Here is a 22,270-nt window from a genome sequence, read left to right on the forward strand (position 1 = left end):
TCAGGTTTTGGTGACGTTCAGCAATGCATCGCGCGGCGCCGCAGCCGTTTGGCTGGGACGGTTAACCAGAAAAAGCCCAGCAATTACAAGGACGGCTGCCGCCCCAAAGGCCAGGCTCAGGTGATCGTGCATGATGAAATAGCTACCCACCACGCCAAACAAAGGGGTGATGAAGGTAAAAGCCGACAATTTGCTGGCCGAATAAGCCTTCACCAGCGCGAACCAAAGCGTGAACGTGGTTCCAACCACCCAGATCGCCTGGAAGGCCATGAGGCCGAGCGACAGCGGCGACGGCGTGTGGGTGATGGTCTCGCCGAACAGATACGCCGCGGCGCCCAGGATCGGGATCGAGGTGGCAACCTGATAGCCCAGCGCCTTCTCCGGCGCGGCGAAGCGCAGCCGCGTGCCCTTGGCGACCAGCGTGGTCGCGGCCCACAGCGACGCGCCAAGCACAATCAGGAGATCGCCGAGCAGGACGGACGAGTCGACATTGGCCTGCGGCACGCCGATCGCCAGCGCGACGCCGGCAAAGCTCACCGCCAGGCCCAGCCATTGCGTGCTGCCAAGGCGCTCGCCAAGCACCTGGTAGGAGCCGAGCGCAACGAAAAACGGTGCGGTGTAGAGAAACACCACCGCACGCGAGGCCGAGGTCAGGCGCAGGCCCTGGAAGATCAGCACGAACTCGATGCCGAACATCAGCCCCGCGATCAGGCCCGGCTTCCACGTGCCGTCGCGCTCGAAAAATTTCACGCCGCGCAGGCTGCCGATGATGAACAACACCGGCAGCGCGCCCATCGAGCGAAACATCGCCTGGAGCATCGGCGGGATATCGGGCAGCACCAGCTTCACGGCGATCTGGTTGAAGGCCCAGGTCAGACACAGCATGAGCATGAGAGCGATGGCGCCGGCACTGAGGGGGCGACCGGCGGACGGGTTGGCTTGGGTTAAGGACATGTCTTCCCGGATACCGGCTTTGTGCCGTTGTTGCTTCAAGAACTCTTCTGACAATGGGTGCAGACGCCCGTGATCTCCACCACGGACAGCTTTGGCGCAAAGCCTGACGCGCGCGCCGCGGCGTTGAGGTCCTTGGCGAAGGACGCCGACGAGATCTCGCCGACCAGACCACAGCGCTCGCAGATCAGGAACGCCACCGCCGAAGTCGCATCATGGTCGTGGGCAGCGCAGGCGAGATAGGCGTTGCGGCTTTCGATGCGGTGCACGAGGCCGTTGGCCATCAAGAAATCGAGAGCGCGATAGACCGTGATCGGCGCCGGCCGCGGCATCGACTTGGCCAGCTCGTCGATGATCTCATAGGCGCCGAGCGGCTTATGGCTGGAGAGCAGCGCCCCCAGCACCTGACGGCGGATCGGCGTGAATTTCTGCGCCCGCTGCGCGCAAACCGCTTCCGCATGCGACAGCGCGTCCGCGGTGCAGCGGCCGTGATCGTGGTCAGGCGCGGGAAAGGCCGGCTTTGCGAGGGTCATTTGGCCTGCCTTCTAGCATTTCGGCGGTGGAACCCAAAGCGCCACCAGCGACCGGCTGCCAGCCATGCTCTTGCTGCGGGACAGCACCGCGTTACCCCGCCGTGAAATAATCATAAGCTTGCTTATTATATGCGAGCTTATTGGAGACCAAGCTTATGACCCGCGGGTCCGTCGACCAAAACTTCCTGTTCACGCTCGGTGAGCTCTACCGCCTGCTCCGCGTCTACGCCGACAAGGAGGCATCGCGCTTCGGCATCACCCGCGCGCAATGGGCGGTGCTGGCCAAGGTCGAGCGCAGCGAAGGCATGAAGCAGTCGGAACTCGCCGAGCTCCTGGAGATGCAGCCGATCACACTGACCCGGCTGATCGACAAGCTCTGCGACAGCGACTGGATCGAGCGCCGCAGCGACGCCTCGGACCGCCGGGTCAAGCGGCTTTACCTCAAGAAGGCCGGCCGCACCTTGCTCGGCAAGATGAGCGGCCTGAAGTCGGAGCTCACGGCGAACGCGCTCGACGGCATCAGTCCGGCGGATGCTCACCGTCTGCTCACCCAACTCGAATCCATCAAGGAAAACGTGCGTAACGCGATCCAGACATCCGGAGCGGAGCAGGCACGGAAGGAACAGCGCTATGGCTGATCAAGTCCTCAAATTCCAGCCCGAGCAGAAGAGCGACAGCGGCAAGCCCACCAAGAAGGCCCGCACCGACCCGCGCCGCCGCTTCGTCGCGGGTCTGCGGCGCTATCGCCGCTTCCTGCTGATGGTCGTGCTGCCCCTCGTTGTCGCCGTCGGCGGCGTGACCTTCTATCTCAACGGCGGCCGCTATGTCGGCACCGACGACGCCTTTGTCGGCGCGCAGAAGGTGCTGGTGACGCCCGACATTTCCGGCAAGATCGAGAAGGTCGTCGTGAAAGAAGGCCAGGTCGTCAAGCAGGGCGACGAGCTGTTCGAGATCGATCCCGTGCCGTTCCGCCTCGCGGTGGACGAGGCTCGGGCGCAGCTGATGCAGGCGCAGACGACCTATGACAATCTCCGCGCCAACATCAAGATCTACGGCCAGATGGCGGACCTTGCCCAGCAGGGCATGGACCTGAAGCAGCGCGACGTCGAACGCAAGCAGGCGCTGGTGAAGAACAATTTCGGTTCGCAGCTCGACCTCGACAACGCCTCCACGGCCTATGTCACGGCGGGCGCGCAGGCCCAGTTCGTCAAGCAACAGCTTTCCAATGCCAAGACGCAATTGCTCGGCGATGCGGATTTGCCGCGCGAGAAATTCCCGCCTTACGCGCAGGCGAAGGCCAAGCTCGACACTGCCGAGCGCAACCTGGACCACACCGTGTTGCGCGCCCCGATGGGCGGCGTGGCCACCCAGGTCGAGCAGATTCAGCTCGGCCGCTTCGTCACCGCCGGCATGCCGGTGTTTTCCATCATCGACGTCGCCCATCCCTGGGTCGACGCCAATCCGAAGGAAAGCGACCTCACCCACGTCACCGAAGGACAGCCCGTCACGCTCGAGGTCGACGCGTTCCCGAACCATGTCTTCAAGGGCAAGATCGGCTCGCTCTCGCCCGGCACTGGCGCGCAATTCGCGATCCTGCCGCCGCAGAACGCCACCGGCAATTTCGTCAAGGTGGTGCAGCGCGTGCCGATCCGCATCTATTTCGACGAGACCGACAAATACGTTCGGAAGCTGAAGGCGGGCATGAGCGTCTACGCCACCATCGACACCGGCCACAAGCGCTCGCTCGCTGGCCTGCTCGGCCTGTCGGCGACCGCGAGCCAGGATCAGGACAAGGACTGATCCGATGTCCGGTCCCAACGCCAGCCTGATGGTCCCCGGCCTGCGCCGGAACATGGTGACGATCTGCGCCATGACCGCGACCATCATGCAGGCGCTGGACACCACCATCGCCAACGTCGCGCTGCCCTACATGCAGGGCACGCTGTCGGCCTCGCAGGACCAGATCAACTGGGTGCTGACGTCCTACATCGTCGCCGCCGCGATCATGACGGCGCCCGTGGGCTGGATCTCCAACCGCTTTGGCCGCAAGCGCATCTTCATCGCCTGCGCGGCCGGCTTCACGTTCGCGTCCGTGCTGTGCGGACTTGCGCAGGACATCAACCAGATGGTGCTGTTCCGCCTGCTGCAGGGCGTGTTCGGCGCAGCATTGGTGCCGCTGTCGCAGTCGGTCATGCTCGACTACTACACGCTGCAGGAACGCGCCACCGCGATGTCGATCTGGGGCATGGGCGTGATGATGGGCCCGATCATGGGCCCGTCGCTGGGCGCCTGGCTGACCGAGAGCTATTCCTGGCACTGGGTGTTCTTCGTCAACCTGCCGTTCGGCGCGATCACCGTCCTCGGGCTCGCCGTCTTCCTGGACGAGACCGACAAGAATCTCAGCCTGAAATTCGACTGGTTCGGCTTTGCCGCGCTGGCGGTCGGGATCGGCGCGCTCCAGCTCGCACTCGACCGCGGCGAGCAGCTCGACTGGTTCGAGTCGGTCGAGATCGTGACCGAGTTCGTGATCTCCGGCGTCGCCTTCTATTATTTCTTCGCCCACTCCTTCACGACCTCGCGTCCCTTCATCCAGTTCGCGCTGTTCAAGGATCGCAACTTCCTCACCGGCTGCATCTTCATGACGGTGATGGGCCTCGTGCTGTACTCGACCATGGCGCTGGCCTCACCCTATCTTCAGAACGTCATCGGCTATCCCATCATGACCGCCGGCGGCCTGCTCGCAAGCCGCGGCTTCGGCACCTTCTTCGCGATGATGATGGTCGGCCGCATCATGCGCTGGATCGAGGCGCGCACGCTGATCATTGCCGGCCTGACGCTGACGGCGGCCTCGCTGTTCCAGATGACCGGCTGGACCGACCAGACCCAGGTGCCGGAGATCGTCATCGTCAGCGTCATCCAGGGCTTCGGCTTCGGCCTCGTCTTCGTGCCGCTCTCGACGGTGGCGTTCCTGACACTGCCGAACCACCTGCGCACCGACGGCACCTCGATGCTGACGCTGATGCGCAACGTGGCAAGCTCGGTCGGCATCTCCATCGTCGTCGCCGAGCTGACCCAGGGCACGCGCAAGACCTACGCAATCCTGTCGGAGTACATCAACCCGTTCAACCACGCGCTCCAGATGCCGAATGTGAGCGGCATGATCAACCTCTCCACCGACGCCGGCCGCGCCATGGCCGACCGGATGGTCAATGTGCAGGCCCAGATCATCGCGTTCGCGCACGATTACATGCTGGTGATGATCTTCATCCTCTGCACCATTCCGCTGGCGCTGATGATCGGCTCGACCAAGGCCACGCTGAGGAAGCAGGCAGCGGGGCCGGAACATGCGGTGATGGAGTAGGCCGAACAACGCGGCGGACCCTCATACTCCGTCGTCGTCCCGGACCAGCGAAGCGCAGATCCGGGACCCATACGCCGCAGCAACAGCTTTACGAAAACTCGGAGTCACCAGCTCGCTCCACAACCTTTCCCTGTGGTTATGGGTCCCCGCCTCCGCGGGGACGACATCGAGGTTGTTGAAGCGCCATCGCGCTCCACCAGCTTCTACAACAACTCCTCGCAGCCGAGATCCTCGACCGCCATCATCACCCGCTCCAGATTATTCCACCAGATCAGCGGCGGGATGTTCACGCTCCATTGCCAGACCGGCTTGGTGATGTGCCAGAGCACCGACCTGCGATAATCCTGGTCGAGCGCGCCGCGCGTGTAGCCGACCACACCGTGTGCGATCAGCGTCTCATGATAGCGGTTGAGCAGGGCGCGCTCGAGTGCCTGCCGTCGCTCCGGATACCATTGCACGGCCATCATATAAGCGAGGTCGCCGGTCGGCACGTTGATCCGCCATTGGTCGAAGTCGAAGATGCGCACGGTGTCGGCGACGCCCGCCCGCGGCAGCATGAAATTCCAGATATGCGCGTCGCCATGAGTGATGCTGAGATGGCGCCGTGAATGATAGCGCTCGGACAGTCGGGCCGACTGATCGATGAGGCGGCGATAGAGGATGCGGCGCTCCTCGCTGAGACGATCGCCGAGCAGATCGGCAAAACGGTCGTAGTGACCGGCGAAGGTCTCCATATGCTGCGCGCTATCGTCGGCGCTCACCCAGGTCCCGACGGCCTCGCCAAGGTCGGGATGATCCCACCAGGCCGCGTGCCAGCCTGCGAGTGTCGTGACGATCGCCATCGCTTGCTCGCGCGACGGCGGCAGTGGCCATTGCGTCGAGATCTCGTGGCTGTCGGTGAGATCCTCGAGCAGGAGATGCCAGGCAAGGCTCTCCTCATCGAAGTGCCCGTCGAAGCAGCGCGGCACCAGCCCCGGCGGCATTTTCGGCGCGAGCCCGGTGTAGAAGGCCACCTCATGCCTCCCACCATGCGCGAGCGTCTTTGCGTAGGCCGCATGGGCCGTCTTCAGGATCAGCGTCTGCGGTGCGCCCGTGGACTCCCCGACATAGCGCAGGCCGAGCCGGGCGATATGCGACACGAGGGTGTCGCGCTGGTGCAGCACCTTCACCTCGCGTACCGCGCCGGCGTCCAGCACGCCGCTCCGGCGTAGCGCAGCCGTCAATCGGGCGGGCTCAACGACCCCAGGCAGTTGTGGAGGTGTCATGACATTCACGATGCCCCTGTCCCGCGCCATACTGCACGATCACAACTCCACGCACCAGCCGCCGGCCTGATGTCGCGTTTCAGGCCGCCGCGGTTGAGTCACGCACGGTCCGGACCACGACCGACCGCAGCGATTCCAGATTGGCCGCCATGCCCGCGATCGCCTGCCTCACCTCGGTGGCGCGCTCATCGACCGAGGCGGCATCGCGGCTGACATTGCCGATCTTGGCCGAGACTTCCTTCGCAGCAGAAGCCGATTCGGATATCGACCGCGCGATCTCCCGCGTTGCGGCGTCCTGTTGTCCCATCGCGGCGGCAACCGAGGTCGCCACACCGTCGATCTCGGCGATGTGACCTCCCATCGTCTCGACGGCATCGACCGCGGCCTGCGTCGAGGCCTGAACCTCGGCAATCAGCCGTGTGATCTCCTCGGTGGATTTGGCGGTCTGGTCGGAGAGGGATTTCACTTCGGCGGCAACCACCGCGAAACCGCGGCCGGCCTCGCCTGCGCGCGCCGCCTCGATCGTGGCATTGAGCGCCAGCAGGTTGGTCTGGCCGGCGATGCCGCCGATCAGGTCGGAAACCTCGGCGATCTTCTTCACCGCACCCGCCAGCGCCTGGATGGTCGAACGCGCCTGCTCGCGGCCTGCGACCGCCGATTTGGTGACGGTACTGGTCCGCGCCACCTGCGTCGCGATGTCCCGGATCGAGGCGCTGAGTTCGTCGGCCGCGGCCGAGACGGTCTGCGAGCTGCCCAGCGCCTGGGTGGATGCCGAGGCTACCGCCTGCGACTCCGCGGACAGTGACCGGGCGATCTCGGACAGGCTGGAGGCGGCCCGTTCGACGCCCTGGCTTGCCATGCTCGCGGAATCGACGGAGCGGCCGGTCTCACGCTCGACGGTCTCGGCCATCTGGTGCAGAGCGCCGCGCTTGGCAGTCGCGGCCTCCTGATCCTTGCGCAACTGTTCCTCGCGCAGGCGCGAATTCTCGATCGCCCCCTGCTTGAACACCTCGAGCGCGCTCGCCATCGAACCGACCTCGTCCCGCCGATGGGCGAAGGGGATGTCGGCGGCGAGATCGCCGGTCGCGAGCTTCTGCATCGTATCCGTCATGCGCACGATCGGGCGCACCACGCCAAGCGCAACGCCGAGCAGGCCGGCGGCGATGAAGGCCAGCACGGCCGCGGAGACGCCGAGCAGAATGTAGAGCATGGCGCTGTCGCGCTCGGCCGCCAGCTTCTCCATGTCGGCATTCTGCTTGTTGGCGCTTTCGACGATGCTGTCGATGACCGCGCGATGTGCGGTGTAGGCGTCCTTGACCTGCGCATAGGCGCGTTCGGCGCTTGCCATGTCCTTGCCCTTCAACGCCGGAAGGAGCTGGTCGGACAGGAGCTTCCAGAATTTCTGCACCTCGGCGTCGGATTTCGATACCAGCGCCGTCTTCAGATCGGCGGTCAGGCTGGACGTGACCCAGAACGCCTTGCGCTCGTCGTAATCCTTGCGGAGCTGCACCAGGCGTTCGCCATGGGCAGCCAGCTGGTCCGGCTCGCGCATGGCGAGGGTGGCTTCGAGGTAGGCCTCGATGACATATTCCGGCGGCGGCAGGATGTCCGCGATCAGGTCGTTGCCGAGCTTGATGTCGGAATAAAGCGGTCCGCCGACCTTGAGCTCGCGCAGGGCGTAAAGGCTGGTCGAGACCACGGCCGTAAAACCGATGGCGAGAGCGATGCCGAAAGCAATGATCGCCGAAGACAGCGAGAGACGAATTTTCATGGGACAATCCGATAGGCGGCGCCGAATCGAAACGAAGCCTAAAGGACTGCGGTAAACACGGACTTTCTTCGCGCGGAAATTGCAGCGCAATGCCACCGGATAAATACGGGACATGCGGTGCTGTCCCGGTCAGCGATGCGCTCGGTGAGAAACGGGTGCCTGCGACCTGATATCGCCGGCACCCCTGATCCTCATACGTCGAAGAACACCGTCTCGTTATCGCCCTGGAGCCGCAGGTCGAGCCGGTAAACCGGCTTGCCGGCGTCACGTACCGCGGTCAGCGTAGCGCGGCGGTCGGCCGGCACCAGGGCCAGCACCGGGTCGGCCGCGTTGCCGGCCTCATCGCTGAAATAGATGCGGGTATAGAGATGCCGCAGCATGCCGCGCGCGAACACCGCGAGCACGATGTGCGGCGCCTGCGGCTTGCCGTCGGGATCGGGCACCGCGCCCGGCTTGATGGTGTCGAACGAATAATTGCCGTCCTTGTCGGTGCCGCAGCGGGCAAAGCCGCGGAAGCTGGCATTGGGCAGCGCGCGCTTGTCCTGCGGATCGGCGTAGCGCCCCTGCGCATCGGCCTGCCAGATCTCCAGCATGGCGTCAGGCACCGTGGCACCGTCGCCGTCGAACACCCGGCCTTCGATGCGGACGCGATCGCCGGAGACGTCAGGCGTCAGCGTCGAACTGGTGAACGCGTCGTTCCAGGCGTATTCGCCGGTCGGCGTCATGCCGTATTTGAAGAACGGACCGACCGTCTGCGATGGGGTGATCCCGTCGGGCTTCACAGAATCCTGCACGTTAGTGGTTCTCCATGGGCGTGGCGTTCTCGCCGCGCAGCACGATGTCAAAGCGATAGCAAAGCGCCCATTCGGGCTTCGTGTTCTCGAGGTCGAACGACGAGACCATCCGCGCCCGCGCCTTCTCGTCCGGCACCGAATTGAAGATCGGGTCGAACGGAAACAGCGGGTCTGCCGGGAAGTACATCTGCGTCACCAGACGCGTGACGAAGGAATGGCCGAACACGGAGAGATGGATGTGCGCCGGACGCCAGGCGTTGTGGTGGTTGCCCCAGGGGTAGGCACCGGGCTTGATCGTCACAAAACGATAGTAGCCGGCAGCATCGCTCACGGTGCGGCCCGCGCCGGTGAAATTCGGATCGAGCGGCGCCGGATGCTGATCGCGGACATGGACGTAACGGCCGCAGGCATTGGCCTGCCAGATCTCGACCAGCGAGTTCGGCACGCCACGGCCGTCCTCGTCGCGGACATGGCCGTGCACGATGATGCGCTCGCCGATCGGCTCGCCGCTATGCTGGGTGGTGAGATCGCTGTCGCCCTCGCGCACGGTCTCGTGGCCGTAAACCGGACCGGTCAATTCCGACAGCGTGTGGCGCATCGGAATCAGTGGCTTGTTCGGCGCGCGCTTGATCGAGCTCTTGTATTCGGGCGACAGCGGCAGCGGATGCGCCTTGTTGCTGTCAGGGGGATAGATGAATGTCATGGGCGAACTCCTCCCCGGCCATTTTCGGTCCGGCCGGACAACGCTTTCCCCGATCATTATAGAATATAACTAATCTAGGGAAGCGGGTTTCGAAGGGCGTGGCCTGCGTCCGGCAGAGGCGCCCTATTTGATCGGCGGCCGCGGCAGCACGGCCTCACCGGGCTCGAGACGGTAGGTGTGGTGGAGCGAATACCAGGGCGTTGCGGCATCGGGCGCGGCCGGATGCGGCACGTCGTGGCGCCGGAACTTGCCAATCAGCGCTTGCGTCACGCCGAACTGCACGTCGCTGTCGATATGGGGATCGTTGGGGTCGTAGACCTGCGAGATCAGCACCTTGAATCCGGGCTTGAAGATCAGGGCGTGCAGATGCGCCGGACGATAAGGATGCCGGCCCTGTGCCTTCAGAAGGCGGCCGACCACACCATCGGTTGGAATGGGATAGCCGATCATCATCACCGAACGAAAGGCGAAGTGCCCATCCTGGTCGGTCGTGAATTTTCCGCGCAGGTTCATGTCGGCCTGCTCGGGGTCCTGGTTCTCGTAGAGCCCGACGGGCGAGGCGTGCCAGACATCGATCTCCGCGCCCGCGACCGGACGGCCGTCCTTGTCGACGACGCGGCCATTGACGAACAGCGGCGCACCCGGGGTCTCCGAGCGCACGATCGATCCGCCATTCTCGACCCGCGGCGAGTTCAACCGCCAGAACGGTCCGAGCAGCGACTGATCGGTTTCCGTGTTGCCTTGATCGCCGTTATTCAGGAGGCACACCAGGGGCGAGACCCCGAGCGAGCCGGCCATCAGCACGACTTCGTTATGCGTGTCGGTGGTCAGCTTGCCGAGCTCGGCCACGATCGCCGTGGCGTCGCGAAACTCCTTCTCGGTCAGGCGCACGTCGCGGACGAAGCCGTGCAGGTGCTTGACCAGCGAGATCATGATCTGCCGCATCCGCGGATCGGAGGTCCGCTCCATCACCGCCAAAGCCGCGGCCGTGACATCCTGCTCGCGCTCGATCATGAGGGAATGGTCCCTGAAGGTCCTCTCCCCGCGAACGGGGAGAGGAGGAGGAAGCTTAATTCAGCTTCTCGATCGCAACCGCAACGCCCTGGCCGACGCCGACGCACATGGTGGCCAGCGCAAGCTTGCCGCCGCGCTTTTCCATGCCGTGGACGGCGGTGAGCGCAAGGCGCGCGCCGCTCATGCCGAGGGGATGGCCGAGCGCGATGGCGCCGCCGTGCGGATTGACGAAGTCGGCATCGTCGGCGACGCCGAGCTGGCGCATGCAGGCGATGCCCTGCGAGGCGAAGGCCTCGTTGAGCTCGATCAGGTCGAAATCACTGATCTTCTTGCCCAGCCGCTCCATCAGCTTGCGGGTCGCCGGCACCGGGCCAATGCCCATGATGCGCGGCGGCACACCGGCCGAGGCGAGGCCGAGGATGCGCGCACGCGGCGTCAGGCCATGCTTCTTCACGGCGGCTTCGGATGCGAGGATCATCGCCGCAGCGCCATCATTGACGCCCGAGGCATTGCCGGCGGTGACCGTGCCGGGGTTGCGCACGATCGGCTTCAGTTTTGCCAGGGCTTCGAGCGTGGTTTCGGGACGGGGATGCTCGTCCTTGTCGATCGTGATGGGGCCGGCCTTGCCGCCGGGAATGACGATCGGCGTGATTTCCTCGGCGAAATAGCCAGCTGCAATCGCAGCGCCGGCACGCTGCTGCGAGCGGATCGCGAAAGCGTCCTGGTCGGCGCGCGAGACCTGGAATTCCTCGGCGACGTTCTCGCCGGTCTCCGGCATCGCGTCGACGCCGTATTGCGCCTTGAGCAGCGGATTGATGAAGCGCCAGCCGATCGTGGTGTCGTAGATCTCTGCGGAGCGTGAGAACGCTTCCTGCGCTTTGCCCATCACGAAGGGTGCGCGGGTCATGGATTCGACGCCGCCGGCAATCGCAAGCTCGATCTCGCCGGAGCGGATGGCGCGGCCGGCAGCACCGACCGCATCGAGGCCGGAGGCGCAGAGCCTGTTCAGGGTCTGGCCGGGAACCGAATCCGGCAGACCCGCCAGCAGCAGCGCCATGCGCGCGACGTTGCGGTTGTCCTCGCCGGCCTGGTTGGCACAGCCGAAGAAGACTTCGTCCACCTGCGCCCAATCGAGATTGGGATGCTTGGCCATCAGCGCCTTGATCGGGGCCGCCGCGAGGTCGTCGGCGCGCACCTTGGCGAGTGAGCCGCCGAAACGGCCGATCGGGGTCCGCACGGCATCGCAGATAAAGACGTCACGCATCGTTGTTCTCCCTGATTGCCGCGATCCGGCCCAAATTCTTCAATGTCGCCGGAGTTTTAGGAGGGCGCCCGCGGCAGGTCAATTGACGGTTTCGCGCGCGTTCCGAAGGGCCCGCACGCCGCCGGCGCATGCCGCGCTGCGGACAACGTGGAAAACCTCCCCTTCCCGGCCAAACCGATAGGAGCGCGAGGTGAAATTTTGTAGGTTGCGCCGCCCATGACCATGCAACAGCCGATCCCTGTCCCGCCCCCCGACGACGTACCCGCACCGCCGGCGGAGGCCATCGCGCGTGTCACGCCGATGATGGAACAGTACCTTGAAATCAAGGCGGCGCATCAGGGCCTGCTGCTGTTCTACCGGATGGGCGATTTCTACGAGCTGTTCTTCGAGGACGCCGAGATCGCATCGAAAACGCTCGGCATCGTGCTGACCAAGCGCGGCAAGCATCAGGGCGCCGACATCCCGATGTGCGGCGTGCCGGTCGAGCGCTCCGAGGATTATCTGCATCGCTTGATCATGGCCGGGCACCGGGTCGCGGTATGCGAGCAGACCGAGGACCCGGCCGCCGCCAAGGCCCGCGGCAACAAGAGCGTGGTCCGCCGCGGCGTAGTGCGGCTGGTCACGCCGGGCACGTTGACCGAAGACACGCTGCTCGACGCGCGCGCCAACAATTACCTGCTGGCGATCGCGCGCGCCCGCGCCTCCGGTGGCGGTGACCGCTTCGGGCTTGCCTGGATCGACATCTCGACTGCCGAATTCACCGTGATGGAATGCTCCAGCGGCGAGCTCGCCGCGACGCTGGCGCGCATCAACCCGAACGAGGCCATCGTCACCGACGCGCTCTACAACGACAGCGAGCTCGGACAGACCTTGCGCGAGCTGCCGGCGGTGACGCCGCTGACCCGCGACGTCTTCGACGGCGCCACCGCCGAAAAGCGCCTGTGCGATTATTTCGCCGTCGCGACCATGGACGGGTTGGCGCAGCTGACGCGGTTAGAGGCCACGGCTGCCGCCGCCGCCGTCACCTATGTCGACCGCACCCAGGTCGGTAAGCATCCGCCGCTGTCGCCGCCGGCGCGCGAGGCCTCCGGCGCGACGATGGCGATCGATCCCGCCACCCGCGCCAATCTCGAACTGACGCGGACCCTCGCCGGCGAACGCCGCGGCTCGCTGCTCGATGCCATCGACTGCACCTTGACCTCGGCGGGCTCCCGCCTGCTGGCGCAGCGGCTGGCCGCGCCGCTGACCGACGCACCGGCGATCGCGCGACGGCTCGATGCCGTCAGCGCCTTCGTCGCGGACTCGGCTGCCCGCGAAGACATCCGCAGCATTTTGCGCGGCGCGCCCGACATGTCGCGGGCGCTGGCCCGTCTTTCGGTTGGCCGGGGCGGACCGCGCGACCTTGCGGGACTGCGCGACGGCATCATCGCCGCCGACCAGGTGCTGGCGCGGCTGTCCGAACTCGACCAGCCGCCACACGAGATCGCCGCGGTGATGGCGGCGCTGCAGAGGCCGTCGCGAGACCTCGCGGCGGAATTCGCCAGCGCCCTCGACGATCAACTGCCGCTGATCAAGCGTGACGGCGGCTTCGTGCGCCAGGGCTACGAGCCCGCGCTCGACGAAACGCGAAGCCTGCGCGACGCCTCACGTTTGGTCGTGGCCTCGATGCAGGCCCGCTACGCCGACCAGACCGGCGTCAAGGGCCTCAAGATCCGCCACAACAACGTGCTCGGCTATTTCGTCGAGGTCACCGCGCAGCACGGCGACAAGCTGATGTCGGCGCCGCTGAACGCGACCTTCATCCATCGCCAGACGCTGGCGGGCCAGGTGCGCTTCACCACCTCCGAACTGGGCGAGATCGAAGCCAAGATCGCCAATGCCGGTGATCGCGCGCTCGGGCTCGAGCTCGAAATCTTCGAGCGCCTTTCCGCGAAGGCACTCGATATCAGCGACGATCTGCGCGCCGCGGCCCACGCCTTTGCTCTGCTCGACGTCGCGACCTCGCTCGCAAAACTCGCGATCGACGACAATTATGTGCGGCCGGACGTGGATGACTCGCTCGGCTTTTCGATCGAAGCCGGCCGCCATCCCGTGGTCGAGCAGGCGCTCAAGCGCAATGGCGAGCCGTTCATCGCCAATGCCTGCGATCTCTCGCCAACGCCAGCGCAAAAGTCCGGCCAGCTCTGGCTGCTCACCGGCCCCAACATGGCCGGTAAGTCGACCTTCCTGCGACAGAACGCGCTGATTGCTCTTCTTGCTCAAATCGGAAGTTTCGTGCCGGCGACGCGCGCGCGGATCGGCATCATCGACCGCCTGTTCTCGCGCGTCGGCGCCGCCGACGATCTCGCACGCGGCCGCTCCACCTTCATGGTGGAGATGGTCGAGACCGCAGCGATCCTGAACCAGGCCGGCGAGCGCGCGCTCGTGATCCTCGACGAGATCGGCCGCGGCACCGCCACCTTCGACGGTCTCTCGATCGCCTGGGCCGCGATCGAGCATCTGCACGAGAGCAACCGCTGCCGCACGCTGTTCGCGACGCATTATCACGAGCTGACTGCGCTCTCGGCCAAGCTGCCGCGCATGTTCAACGCGACGGTACGTGTCAAGGAATGGCAGGGCAATGTCGTGTTCCTGCACGAAGTGCTGCCGGGCTCCGCTGACCGCTCCTACGGCATCCAGGTCGCCAAACTCGCCGGCCTGCCGCCGGCCGTGATCAATCGCGCCAAATCGGTGCTGGCCAAACTCGAAGCCCAGGACCGCGGCCAGACTGCGCGTGCTTTGGCCGACGATCTGCCGCTGTTCGCCGTGCCCTCGCGCGCCGCCGCCGAAGCGGTGCCGCCGAGCGAGGCCGAGCTGTTGATAGACGCGGTGAAGGCGCTGCATCCGGACGAGATGTCGCCGCGCGAGGCGCTGGATGCGTTGTATGCGTTGAAGGCCAAGCTGCCGAAGCAGTGAAAGGTGCCGTAGGGTGGGTTAGCCCCGCGGCTGCGCGAAGCGCAGTCCGCGCGGCGTAACCCACCAATTCTGTCACCGCAGAACCTAAAGAGGTGGGTTACGCTGCGCTAACCCACCCTACGCATCCGAGCGCTTGGCTTACGCCCTCGCCGCGATCGCGGCAGCTTCCGCCGCCGCGCGCTGCATGCTGGTCGACATTTCGTTCGTCACCGTGCTCTGCTCCTCGACGGCGGCAGCGGTCGACGTCACATATTCGCTGACGTTGTTGATCGCCTGCTTGATCGAGCCGAGCGCACTGACGACGTCGCCGGAGATACCGTTGAGGTTGCCGATCTCCTGGCCGATCTTGTCGGTCGCCTGTCTCGCCTGACCTGCGAGGCTCTTCACTTCGGAAGCGACCACCGCGAAGCCGCGGCCGGCCTCGCCGGCGCGTGCCGATTCGATCGTGGCATTGAGCGCGAGCAGATTGATCTGCCCGGTGATGCTGTTGATCATCTCGATGATGCCGCTCATCGCCTGCGCCGCCTCGGTCAGGCGCTGCGCCTGCGCATCGGCGGAAGCGACCTGGTCCACGGCGCTCATCGCGGTCTCGCGCGATTTGGTCATCGCCTCGGAGATCTCCCGCACCGAGGCGTTGAGCTCCTCGGAGCCCGCCGCAACCGATTCCATCATGCCGCGGACACGCTCGTTGCCCATGCGGACCAGCACCTGCCGCGTGGTGTCGGTGGCGTATTTAACGACCTTGAACGGCTTGCCGTTGAGATCGAGGATCGGGTTGTAGGAGGCCTGGATGTAGACCTCCCTGCCGCCCTTGCCGATCCGCTTGTATTCGGCCGCCTGGTACTGGCCCCGGTTGAGCGCGGCCCAGAACTCGCGATACTCGGCGCCGTCCCGCTCCGCAGGATCGACGAACATGCTGTGATGCTTGCCCTGGATCTCGGCCAGCGAATAACCGAGCGTGGCGAGGAAGTTGGGGTTGGCGGTGATGATCGTGCCGTCCATGTTGAATTCGATCACGGCCTGTGCCTTGTCGATCGCCGCGATCTGGCCCGCGCGATCGGCATTTTTCAACTTTTCCGCGGTGACGTCGGTCGCGAACTTGACGACGCCGAACGGCTTGCCGTTCTCGTCGAGCAGCGGATTGTAGGAGGCGAGAATCCAGACTTCATGGCCGCCCTTGCCGATGCGCTTGAACTCGCCGGCCTGGTATTCACCGCGGTTGAGCCTGGCCCAGAACTCGCGATAGGACGCGCTGTCACGCTCGGCCTGTTCCACGAACAGGCTGTGGTGCTTGCCCTGGATCTCGGCGAGCGAATAGCCGAGCGCCTGGCAGAAATTCTCGTTGGCGGTGACGATGGTGCCGTCGAGCCTGAACTCTATGACCGCCTGAGCGCGGCTGCTGGCGGCGATCTTCGAGGCGTCCGTCATGCTCCGGATCTTCTTCTCGCTGATGTCGGTCGCAATCTTGGCGACCATCACCGCCTTGCCGTCGCCGTCGAGCACCGGGTTGTAGGATGCTTCGATCCAGACCTCGCGGCCTCCCTTCGCGATCCGCTTGAACTCGCGCGCCTGATACTCGCCGCGGTTCAGTGCGGCCCAAAATGCCTTGTACTCGGCGTTGTCGCGCTGGTCGGCCGGCACGAATATCGAGTGATGCTTGCCCTGGATTTCGTCGAGCCGATAGCCGAGGGCGTCGAGAAAATTCTTGTTAGCCGTGATGATCGTCCCATCAAGGTTGAATTCGATCATCGCCTGCGAACGGCCGATGGCGGCGAGCTGTGCGTCCGCATCACCGCGGGACTTGCGACCAAACATATAAGGAAACTCCATCTCGAAATGACGTCGATGGGACACGCCCATCCAACCAGGGAATGCAAACGCGCGGCAGAGTCGCCGTATTCCGTATTCCAATCCACAAACCCGCGGATCCGGGGCGATCAAATCGCCAAATTCGTCATCATGACGCACGGATGGAAGCCGAGACGGGCACGCGATACAATTCGTAAAGGAAAAGATCGAATAAAGTTCTAATGGACGTATCGAAATTCAGCAGCGGGGGCGTCCGGAATTTCACGTCGCTTGCCGCGCCTTGTGCATCGCACGGCGGCCGATCCCCCACAGCGTCAGGTTCCAGCTGATGCAGGTTCCGAGCGCAAGACACAGACCGATGGCCGAGCCGAATTGCACCACTCCAACGTGCATCACGGCAATCGCCGTCCCGAAGCCCAGCAGGCCCCAGGCCGAGTTCGCGAGCACCGCGGCGGTCGGCGGCCCGCCGATGCGCGGATGCAGGATCACCATGATGCTGGTGAACACGACCGGGTACAGCGCGATGATGCCGCTGATCCTGGGGCCGACCCAGCCCGACGTCGAGACGACGATGGCGACGAGGGTCGCGACCAGCGAGGCCCGCATGGGGATGTCGTACCAGCGCCGCGTCACCAACGGCATCTTCACATGGCGATAGCCCGCCAGAAGTGGAATGCAGATGCCGAACGCGATCAGGTTCACAGCGAGGCCAGCCGTCAGGGTCCAGTCAAACATGCGGATGATCGAGGCGATGGCGATCCAGACCGCGAACGCGCTGCCGCAACTCACCACGAGACTATGCCGCTGCGCCAGCACGACATAGGTGAGGCCCATGAAGATCGTCGCTGCGTTGATCGGCAGGCTCGACAACGCGCCCTGCGCGATGAAGGCGGCGTCATGGTCAAGCGCGAGGAAGACGTAGGACGGACCTGCCGAAATCGGCAGGGTCGCCACCAGTCCGCCGATCACCGGCCCGGTGCGTTCGGCAATGAACGACGCCGACACGACGAACGCCGCGGCGATCGTCATGCGCAGGAGGAGGAAGAGGATGAAGTGGAGGTCGAGGGACATTTTCTTGTTTGTCATTCCGGGGCGCGCGAAGCGCGAGCCCGGAATCCATAACCACAGGCCATAGTGGTTTGAGAGACGGAGCGATGACCGCCCGAAATCACGACGGCCTGGGGTTTGGGTCCCGGGCTCGCGCCGAGTGGCGCGCCCCGGGACGACACCAATTCTTGCGGTTACGGCCTTCGCGTCACATCCGCTGCATCGACACCGACACCTTCGGGCCGTTCTTGATGGTCTGGTAGACCACGCAATAGCGCTCGGTGAGCTTCAGCAGCAAATCGAGCTTGTCCTGCGGCGCATCGGTATCGACCTCGAAGCGCAGGCGGATCTCGGCGAAGCCGACCGGGGTCTCCTTGTCGACGCCGAGCGTGCCGCGGAAATCGAGATCGCCTTCGGCATAGACGTTGCCGGTCTTCAGCGGAATCTCGACCGCGGTCGCAACCGATTTCAGCGTGACGCCGGCGCAGGCGACCAAGGCCTCCAGCAGCATGTCGCCGGAACAAAGCTCGAGGCCGGAGCCGCCGGTGGCCGGATGCAGGCCGGCCATCGCGATGGCGCGGCCGGTCTCGACCTTGCAGGCGATGCCTTCGCTGTCGGTCGAGCCCTTCGCCTTCAGCGTGATCATCGCTGTCTTGGGATCGGTCTTGTAGCGTTCCTTGATCGGGGCCTGCATCTGGCGCAGTGCTGCGGCGTCCATCTTGTTCTCTCCCGGAAAATTGCCCCTCGATTTACCGGCTCAGAGAGAGAATGTCACCACCACATGGCCTGACCGGGACCCTGGGTTGCGTCACGGTCGGGCACGTTGCGGTCGAGCGAGCGGTCGAGTGACGTCAGCACACTTCGCTTGAAATTCTCGAACAGCGGCGAATTGCGGTCGCGGGGCCGCCCCAGATTTATCTCGATCTGGTCGAACAGCCGGCCCGGCCGCGGCCGCATCACCAGCACGCGATCGGCCAGCACGACGGCTTCGTCGACGTCGTGTGTGACGAGGATGAGCGTCGGCCGGGTGTCGGCCCAGAGGTCGAGCAGATGATCCTGAAGGTCGCGGCGGGTGAAGGCGTCGAGCGCCGAGAACGGTTCGTCGAGCAGCAGCACTTCGGGCTGCGGCACCAGCGCCCGCGCAATCGCGACGCGTTGCGCCTGTCCGCCGGAGAGCTCGCGCGGCCAGGCCTGCGCCTTATCAGTGAGGCCGACGCGATCGAGCGCGCGCGCCACCTTCTCGCGGCGCTCAGCGGCGGGCAGATCGGCGAGGCCGAAACCGATGTTGTCGGCGACGCTGAGCCAGGGCAGCAGTCGCGGTTCCTGAAAGATGATGCCGATCTTGGCGTGCGGCGAAGCGATCGCCTCGCTGTCGAGGGTCACCGTACCCGAGCTCGCGCGATCGAGGCCGGCAATGGCGCGGAGCAGCGTGGACTTGCCGCAGCCGGAGCCGCCGATGATGGCGAGGATCTCACCCTGTTTGATCTCGGCGGAGAAGCGCGCCAGCGCCTGCACGCCGTTGGGATAGGTCTTGCTGACCCGGTCGAGCGCCAGCATCGCGTTACGCTCCCTTCGCGCGGCCAAAGGCGTCCTGCCAGCGCAGGAAAGGTGCGGCACCGACTTCGATCAGCCAGTCCGTGAGCTTGCCGAGGATGGCGAAGATCACGATCGCGGCCAAAATCTGCGCGGGCTTGCCGAGCTGCTGGCCGTCGAGCAGAAGATAGCCGAGGCCTTCGGAGGCGCCGATCAACTCCGCCGCGACCACGAACATCCAGCCGAGGCCAAGGCCGACGCGCAAGGAGACGACATAGGCCGGCAGCACCGCGGGCAAAAGGATGCGGCGGATCATGGCGAAGCCGGAGAGGCGGAAGGTGCGGCCGACCTCGACGATCTTGCGATCGACGGAGAGGATCGCGCCCATCACGCCGAGATAGACCGGGAAGAACACGCCGACCGCAATCAACGCGATCTTCGAGGTTTCGAAAATGCCAAGCCAGAGGATGAACAGCGGCACCCAGGCCAGCGACGGGATCGCGCGCAGCGCCTGCACGGTCGGATCGAGCAGCCGCCGCGCCAGCGACCAATAGCCTGAGATAGCGCCGAGCACGGTGCCTGCGATGACACCGAAGGCGAAGCCGAGCCCCACGCGCCATAGCGTCGCAGCGATGTGGCGAACCAGCTCGCCCGAGCGGGCAAGCTCGGTGATGGTGGCGAAGACGCGCGAGGGTGGCGGCACCAGCCGGCCGTTGGACCAGCCGGACCAAACCACCACCTCCCACCCGAGCGCGAGCGCGAGCGGCAACAGCACGCCCAGCAGAGGCCGCGCATAGCGCGCCAGCCGCCGCGAGGGCGCAGCAGTGCTCTCGGCCGGTTCCGAGGATTGTTGCAGGACTGGCGCGTCGGAGATCATGGCCGGTAGGAAGCGCGTCTCGTCAGGGAATGCAACACTACTATTGCCGCGCCCGAGCCTGTCGTCCCGGACAAGCGAAGCGCAGATCCGGCAACTGTTATGTCGGGTGTTATGTCGGGCAGGCCTTCAAGTAGGGTTTCCTGTCGCGCATCATTGCGTTGAGGACGGTCAGGAGCTTCCTGGCGACGGCAATGAGGGCGAGCTTGGCCGGTTTGCCGGCCTGCCGAAGCCGTGCGTAGAAGGCCTTGAAGGGATCGGCCCGGCGGACCGCGTTGAGCGCAGCCATGTAGAGGGCGTCGCGAACGCGCTTTCGGCCGCCGGCGATCTTGCGTTTGCCGCGGAAGGCTCCGCTGTCGACGTTGAAGGGGGCGAGGCCTGCGAGCGCCGCGATCTGCTTAGCTCCAACACTTCCCAGTTCCGGCATCTTCGCGATGAGCTGCATGCAAGCCACGGGACCCACACCAGGTAGTGAGCGCATCAACCGCGCATCCTCCGCGATCTCTGGCTCGACCTTGATCAGTCCCTTGATATCGGTCTCGATCTCGGCGATCTCGCTGTCGAGAACCTCGATAAGGCGGCTGATGCGTTCGGCCATGGCACGGTCGTCAGCCTCGCTACGCCTGTTCTTCTCCTGCGCGCGCATGAGAACCAGCTGATCCCGCCGTTTTGCAAGCCGCGCCAAAGCGTTGCGAGCGGGATTGGCGGCCTGCTCGGTTGCCGGCTGCAAGGCCCGGGCAAAGGCTGCCAGCATCCGCGCATCGATCGGATCGGTCTTGGCGAGCTGACCGCTGGCGCGTGCGAAGTCGCGGGCTCGGGCCGGATTGATCCGGGCGAAGCGGATGCCGGCCTGACTCAGTGCCTCGCGAAGCTCGAGGTCATAGACACCCGTCGCCTCGAAGACGACTAGCACATCGCATCGCCAACGCGCCGCGATCTGCATGATGGCCTGCGTCGCGTTGGCGATGCGCTCCGGTACGCCCAGGGCCTCATCGAAGATGTCGAGATATTGTTTGGAGACGTCGATTCCGACGCAACGAAGGGTTATGATCATGGTGCCTGTCCCTGTGATGCGAGGTCTGTTGGCGCAGCCTCGTGCAACTGTTCAGGTTGGTAATGGAACGGGCGGGAGACCGAGCCGGCTCACGGCGTCAAGCGCCTAGGACCCAACGGCTTCCCGCCCAACCCCATCCTGACAGACTTCCAAGACACAGGGACCCATAACCACAGGGAGCTGTGATTACGGGGACCCGGAGTGACCGCCTTCGCGCCAACCCACGGCCTGTGGTTATGGGTCCCGGGTTCGCTTCGCGCCCCGGGACGACGGCGGAGTTTGTTGCGCGCGCTTACCAACCTCAATTCGTCGGCAGCGGGACCTGGTCGTCGATCAGGGCATCGAGCGTCGCCTTCACGTCGACCTTGGCATCGACGACGCCGGCCTGCTGGAGCGCGAGGCCGGCGGCGAGGATCGACTCGCGCTGGGGTGCACCGATGCGGCTGTGCGTGAGTTCGGTGCGCTCCTTGAGCTGCTTGTCGACGACAGCTTCAGGGAGCTTCGTCACGGCGATGAAGGTCTTCTTCAGCTCGTCGTAATTGGCCAGCGAATATTTTCGCGCTTCCTCGTAAACCGCGAGCACGCGGCGGGCGGCGTCCGGATGGTCCTTCAGGAACTGCTCGCGCACATTGAGGATGCCCCAGGTGTTGGCGTCGGCCTTGCGGTAGAACAGTTTCGCGCCTTCCTCGACCTCGGCCTGCGCCATCATCGGATCAAGCCCGGCCCAGGCGTCGACGTCGCCGCGGACCAGCGCGGTCTTGCCGTCGGCGTGCTGGAGCAGCACCGGCGTGATGTCCTTTTCGGTGAGGCCGGCACTGAGCAGCGCGCGCACCAGGAAGATGTGCGGATCGGTGCCACGCGTCACCGCGACGCGCTTGCCCTTGAGATCGGCAACGCTCGCAATCTTGGAATCCTTTGATGTCACCAGCGCCGTCCATTCGGGACGCGAATAGACATAGATCGACTTGATCGGGTTGCCGTTGATGCGCGCGACCAGCGCCGCCGAGCCCGCGGTCGAGCCGAAATCGATCGAGCCGGCGTTAAGGAATTCGAGCGCCTTGTTGGAGCCCGCCGACTGCACCCAGGTGACGGTGATGCCGTCCTTGGCGAATTCCTTCTCGAGCAGGCCCTTCTGCTTCAGGACCATCGACACCGGGTTGTAGGTCGCCCAGTCGATACGGATTTCCTTGAGCGGATCCGCCGCCCGCGCCGCGGGGGTCATGGCGAGCGCCACCGCTCCCGCCAACAGAATGCGTCGTGTCATCTTAGTCATGCCCAGCCTCCTCAAAAACTTCATTGTTTTTCAATGAGTTATATCTAGAGGTCAACGAGAAAATACGCC

The 22,270-nt window shown here is 65.0% G+C and carries 19 protein-coding genes; 4 read left to right on the plus strand and 15 right to left on the minus strand.

Going from position 1 to position 22,270, the window contains the following annotated elements; translation table 11 throughout:
- Positions 1-954, minus strand: coding sequence for a DMT family transporter (locus AB7532_RS34420; protein WP_441239418.1), 954 nt, complete (start codon positions 952-954; stop codon positions 1-3).
- 35 nt (positions 955-989) lie between these two features.
- Positions 990-1,484 carry a Fur family transcriptional regulator gene (locus AB7532_RS34425; RefSeq protein ID WP_441239085.1) on the minus strand — a complete coding sequence of 165 codons (495 nt, stop codon included), beginning with the start codon at positions 1,482-1,484 and terminating at the stop codon, positions 990-992.
- A 155-nt stretch (positions 1,485-1,639) separates the two neighbouring features.
- On the opposite strand from AB7532_RS34425, the gene AB7532_RS34430 reads away from it, so the two are divergent.
- The 3 genes from AB7532_RS34430 to AB7532_RS34440 are packed head-to-tail and all read left to right on the plus strand — an operon-like array spanning position 1,640 to position 4,845.
- Entirely contained in the window at positions 1,640-2,122 is a 483-nt protein-coding gene (locus AB7532_RS34430) for a MarR family winged helix-turn-helix transcriptional regulator (RefSeq protein ID WP_441239086.1), read from the plus strand.
- Positions 2,115-3,284, plus strand: a complete 1,170-nt coding sequence (locus AB7532_RS34435; protein ID WP_441239087.1) for an HlyD family secretion protein — start codon at positions 2,115-2,117, stop codon at positions 3,282-3,284. The genes AB7532_RS34430 and AB7532_RS34435 overlap by 8 nt, the downstream gene beginning before the upstream one ends.
- 4 nt (positions 3,285-3,288) lie before the next feature.
- Positions 3,289-4,845, plus strand: a complete 1,557-nt coding sequence (locus AB7532_RS34440) for a DHA2 family efflux MFS transporter permease subunit (RefSeq protein WP_441239088.1) — start codon at positions 3,289-3,291, stop codon at positions 4,843-4,845.
- A gap of 203 nt (positions 4,846-5,048) precedes the next feature.
- Here the strand turns inward: AB7532_RS34440 and AB7532_RS34445 are convergent, their stop codons facing one another.
- The 6 genes from AB7532_RS34445 to pcaF form a co-directional block, all read right to left on the minus strand.
- Positions 5,049-6,140, minus strand: coding sequence for a phosphotransferase (locus AB7532_RS34445; RefSeq protein ID WP_441239089.1), 1,092 nt, complete (start codon positions 6,138-6,140; stop codon positions 5,049-5,051).
- Between the two features lie 49 nt (positions 6,141-6,189).
- On the minus strand, positions 6,190-7,881 hold the full coding sequence (locus AB7532_RS34450) for a methyl-accepting chemotaxis protein (RefSeq protein WP_441239090.1): 1,692 nt from the start codon (positions 7,879-7,881) through the stop codon (positions 6,190-6,192).
- Positions 7,882-8,072: 191 nt separating this feature from the next.
- The gene (gene pcaG, locus AB7532_RS34455; RefSeq protein ID WP_441239091.1) at positions 8,073-8,675 is read right to left on the minus strand and encodes a protocatechuate 3,4-dioxygenase subunit alpha; all 603 of its coding nucleotides are present in this window, start codon (positions 8,673-8,675) and stop codon (positions 8,073-8,075) included.
- Position 8,676: 1 nt separating this feature from the next.
- The gene (gene pcaH, locus AB7532_RS34460; RefSeq protein ID WP_441239092.1) at positions 8,677-9,378 is read right to left on the minus strand and encodes a protocatechuate 3,4-dioxygenase subunit beta; all 702 of its coding nucleotides are present in this window, start codon (positions 9,376-9,378) and stop codon (positions 8,677-8,679) included.
- A gap of 123 nt (positions 9,379-9,501) precedes the next feature.
- The gene (locus AB7532_RS34465) at positions 9,502-10,392 is read right to left on the minus strand and encodes a dioxygenase family protein (protein WP_441239093.1); all 891 of its coding nucleotides are present in this window, start codon (positions 10,390-10,392) and stop codon (positions 9,502-9,504) included.
- Between the two features lie 55 nt (positions 10,393-10,447).
- Positions 10,448-11,656 (minus strand): 3-oxoadipyl-CoA thiolase, encoded by a 1,209-nt coding sequence (gene pcaF / locus AB7532_RS34470; RefSeq protein ID WP_441239094.1) that lies wholly within the window; start codon positions 11,654-11,656, stop codon positions 10,448-10,450.
- A gap of 216 nt (positions 11,657-11,872) precedes the next feature.
- On the opposite strand from pcaF, the gene mutS reads away from it, so the two are divergent.
- The gene (gene mutS, locus AB7532_RS34475) at positions 11,873-14,611 is read left to right on the plus strand and encodes a DNA mismatch repair protein MutS (protein WP_441239095.1); all 2,739 of its coding nucleotides are present in this window, start codon (positions 11,873-11,875) and stop codon (positions 14,609-14,611) included.
- A 138-nt stretch (positions 14,612-14,749) separates the two neighbouring features.
- Here mutS and AB7532_RS34480 read toward each other — a convergent pair whose 3' ends face one another.
- The 7 genes from AB7532_RS34480 to AB7532_RS34510 all read right to left on the minus strand — a co-directional run bounded on the left by AB7532_RS34480 (position 14,750) and on the right by AB7532_RS34510 (position 22,201).
- Positions 14,750-16,426 carry a PAS domain-containing protein gene (locus tag AB7532_RS34480; protein WP_441239096.1) on the minus strand — a complete coding sequence of 559 codons (1,677 nt, stop codon included), beginning with the start codon at positions 16,424-16,426 and terminating at the stop codon, positions 14,750-14,752.
- Between the two features lie 255 nt (positions 16,427-16,681).
- Positions 16,682-17,491: a hypothetical protein gene (locus tag AB7532_RS34485; RefSeq protein ID WP_441239419.1), complete on the minus strand. Its 810-nt coding sequence runs from the start codon at positions 17,489-17,491 to the stop codon at positions 16,682-16,684.
- A gap of 184 nt (positions 17,492-17,675) precedes the next feature.
- Entirely contained in the window at positions 17,676-18,185 is a 510-nt protein-coding gene (locus AB7532_RS34490) for an OsmC family protein (protein WP_441239097.1), read from the minus strand.
- Between the two features lie 53 nt (positions 18,186-18,238).
- The gene (locus AB7532_RS34495; protein WP_441239098.1) at positions 18,239-19,024 is read right to left on the minus strand and encodes an ABC transporter ATP-binding protein; all 786 of its coding nucleotides are present in this window, start codon (positions 19,022-19,024) and stop codon (positions 18,239-18,241) included.
- A 4-nt stretch (positions 19,025-19,028) separates the two neighbouring features.
- Positions 19,029-19,877, minus strand: a complete 849-nt coding sequence (locus tag AB7532_RS34500) for an ABC transporter permease (RefSeq protein WP_441239099.1) — start codon at positions 19,875-19,877, stop codon at positions 19,029-19,031.
- A 109-nt stretch (positions 19,878-19,986) separates the two neighbouring features.
- Positions 19,987-20,928 carry an IS110 family transposase gene (locus tag AB7532_RS34505; protein ID WP_441233115.1) on the minus strand — a complete coding sequence of 314 codons (942 nt, stop codon included), beginning with the start codon at positions 20,926-20,928 and terminating at the stop codon, positions 19,987-19,989.
- Between the two features lie 301 nt (positions 20,929-21,229).
- Positions 21,230-22,201, minus strand: a complete 972-nt coding sequence (locus tag AB7532_RS34510; protein ID WP_441239100.1) for an aliphatic sulfonate ABC transporter substrate-binding protein — start codon at positions 22,199-22,201, stop codon at positions 21,230-21,232.
- Positions 22,202-22,270 lie beyond the last annotated feature (69 nt).

Source organism: Bradyrhizobium sp. 930_D9_N1_4 (genome assembly GCF_052076015.1).
Classification (GTDB): domain Bacteria; phylum Pseudomonadota; class Alphaproteobacteria; order Rhizobiales; family Xanthobacteraceae; genus Bradyrhizobium.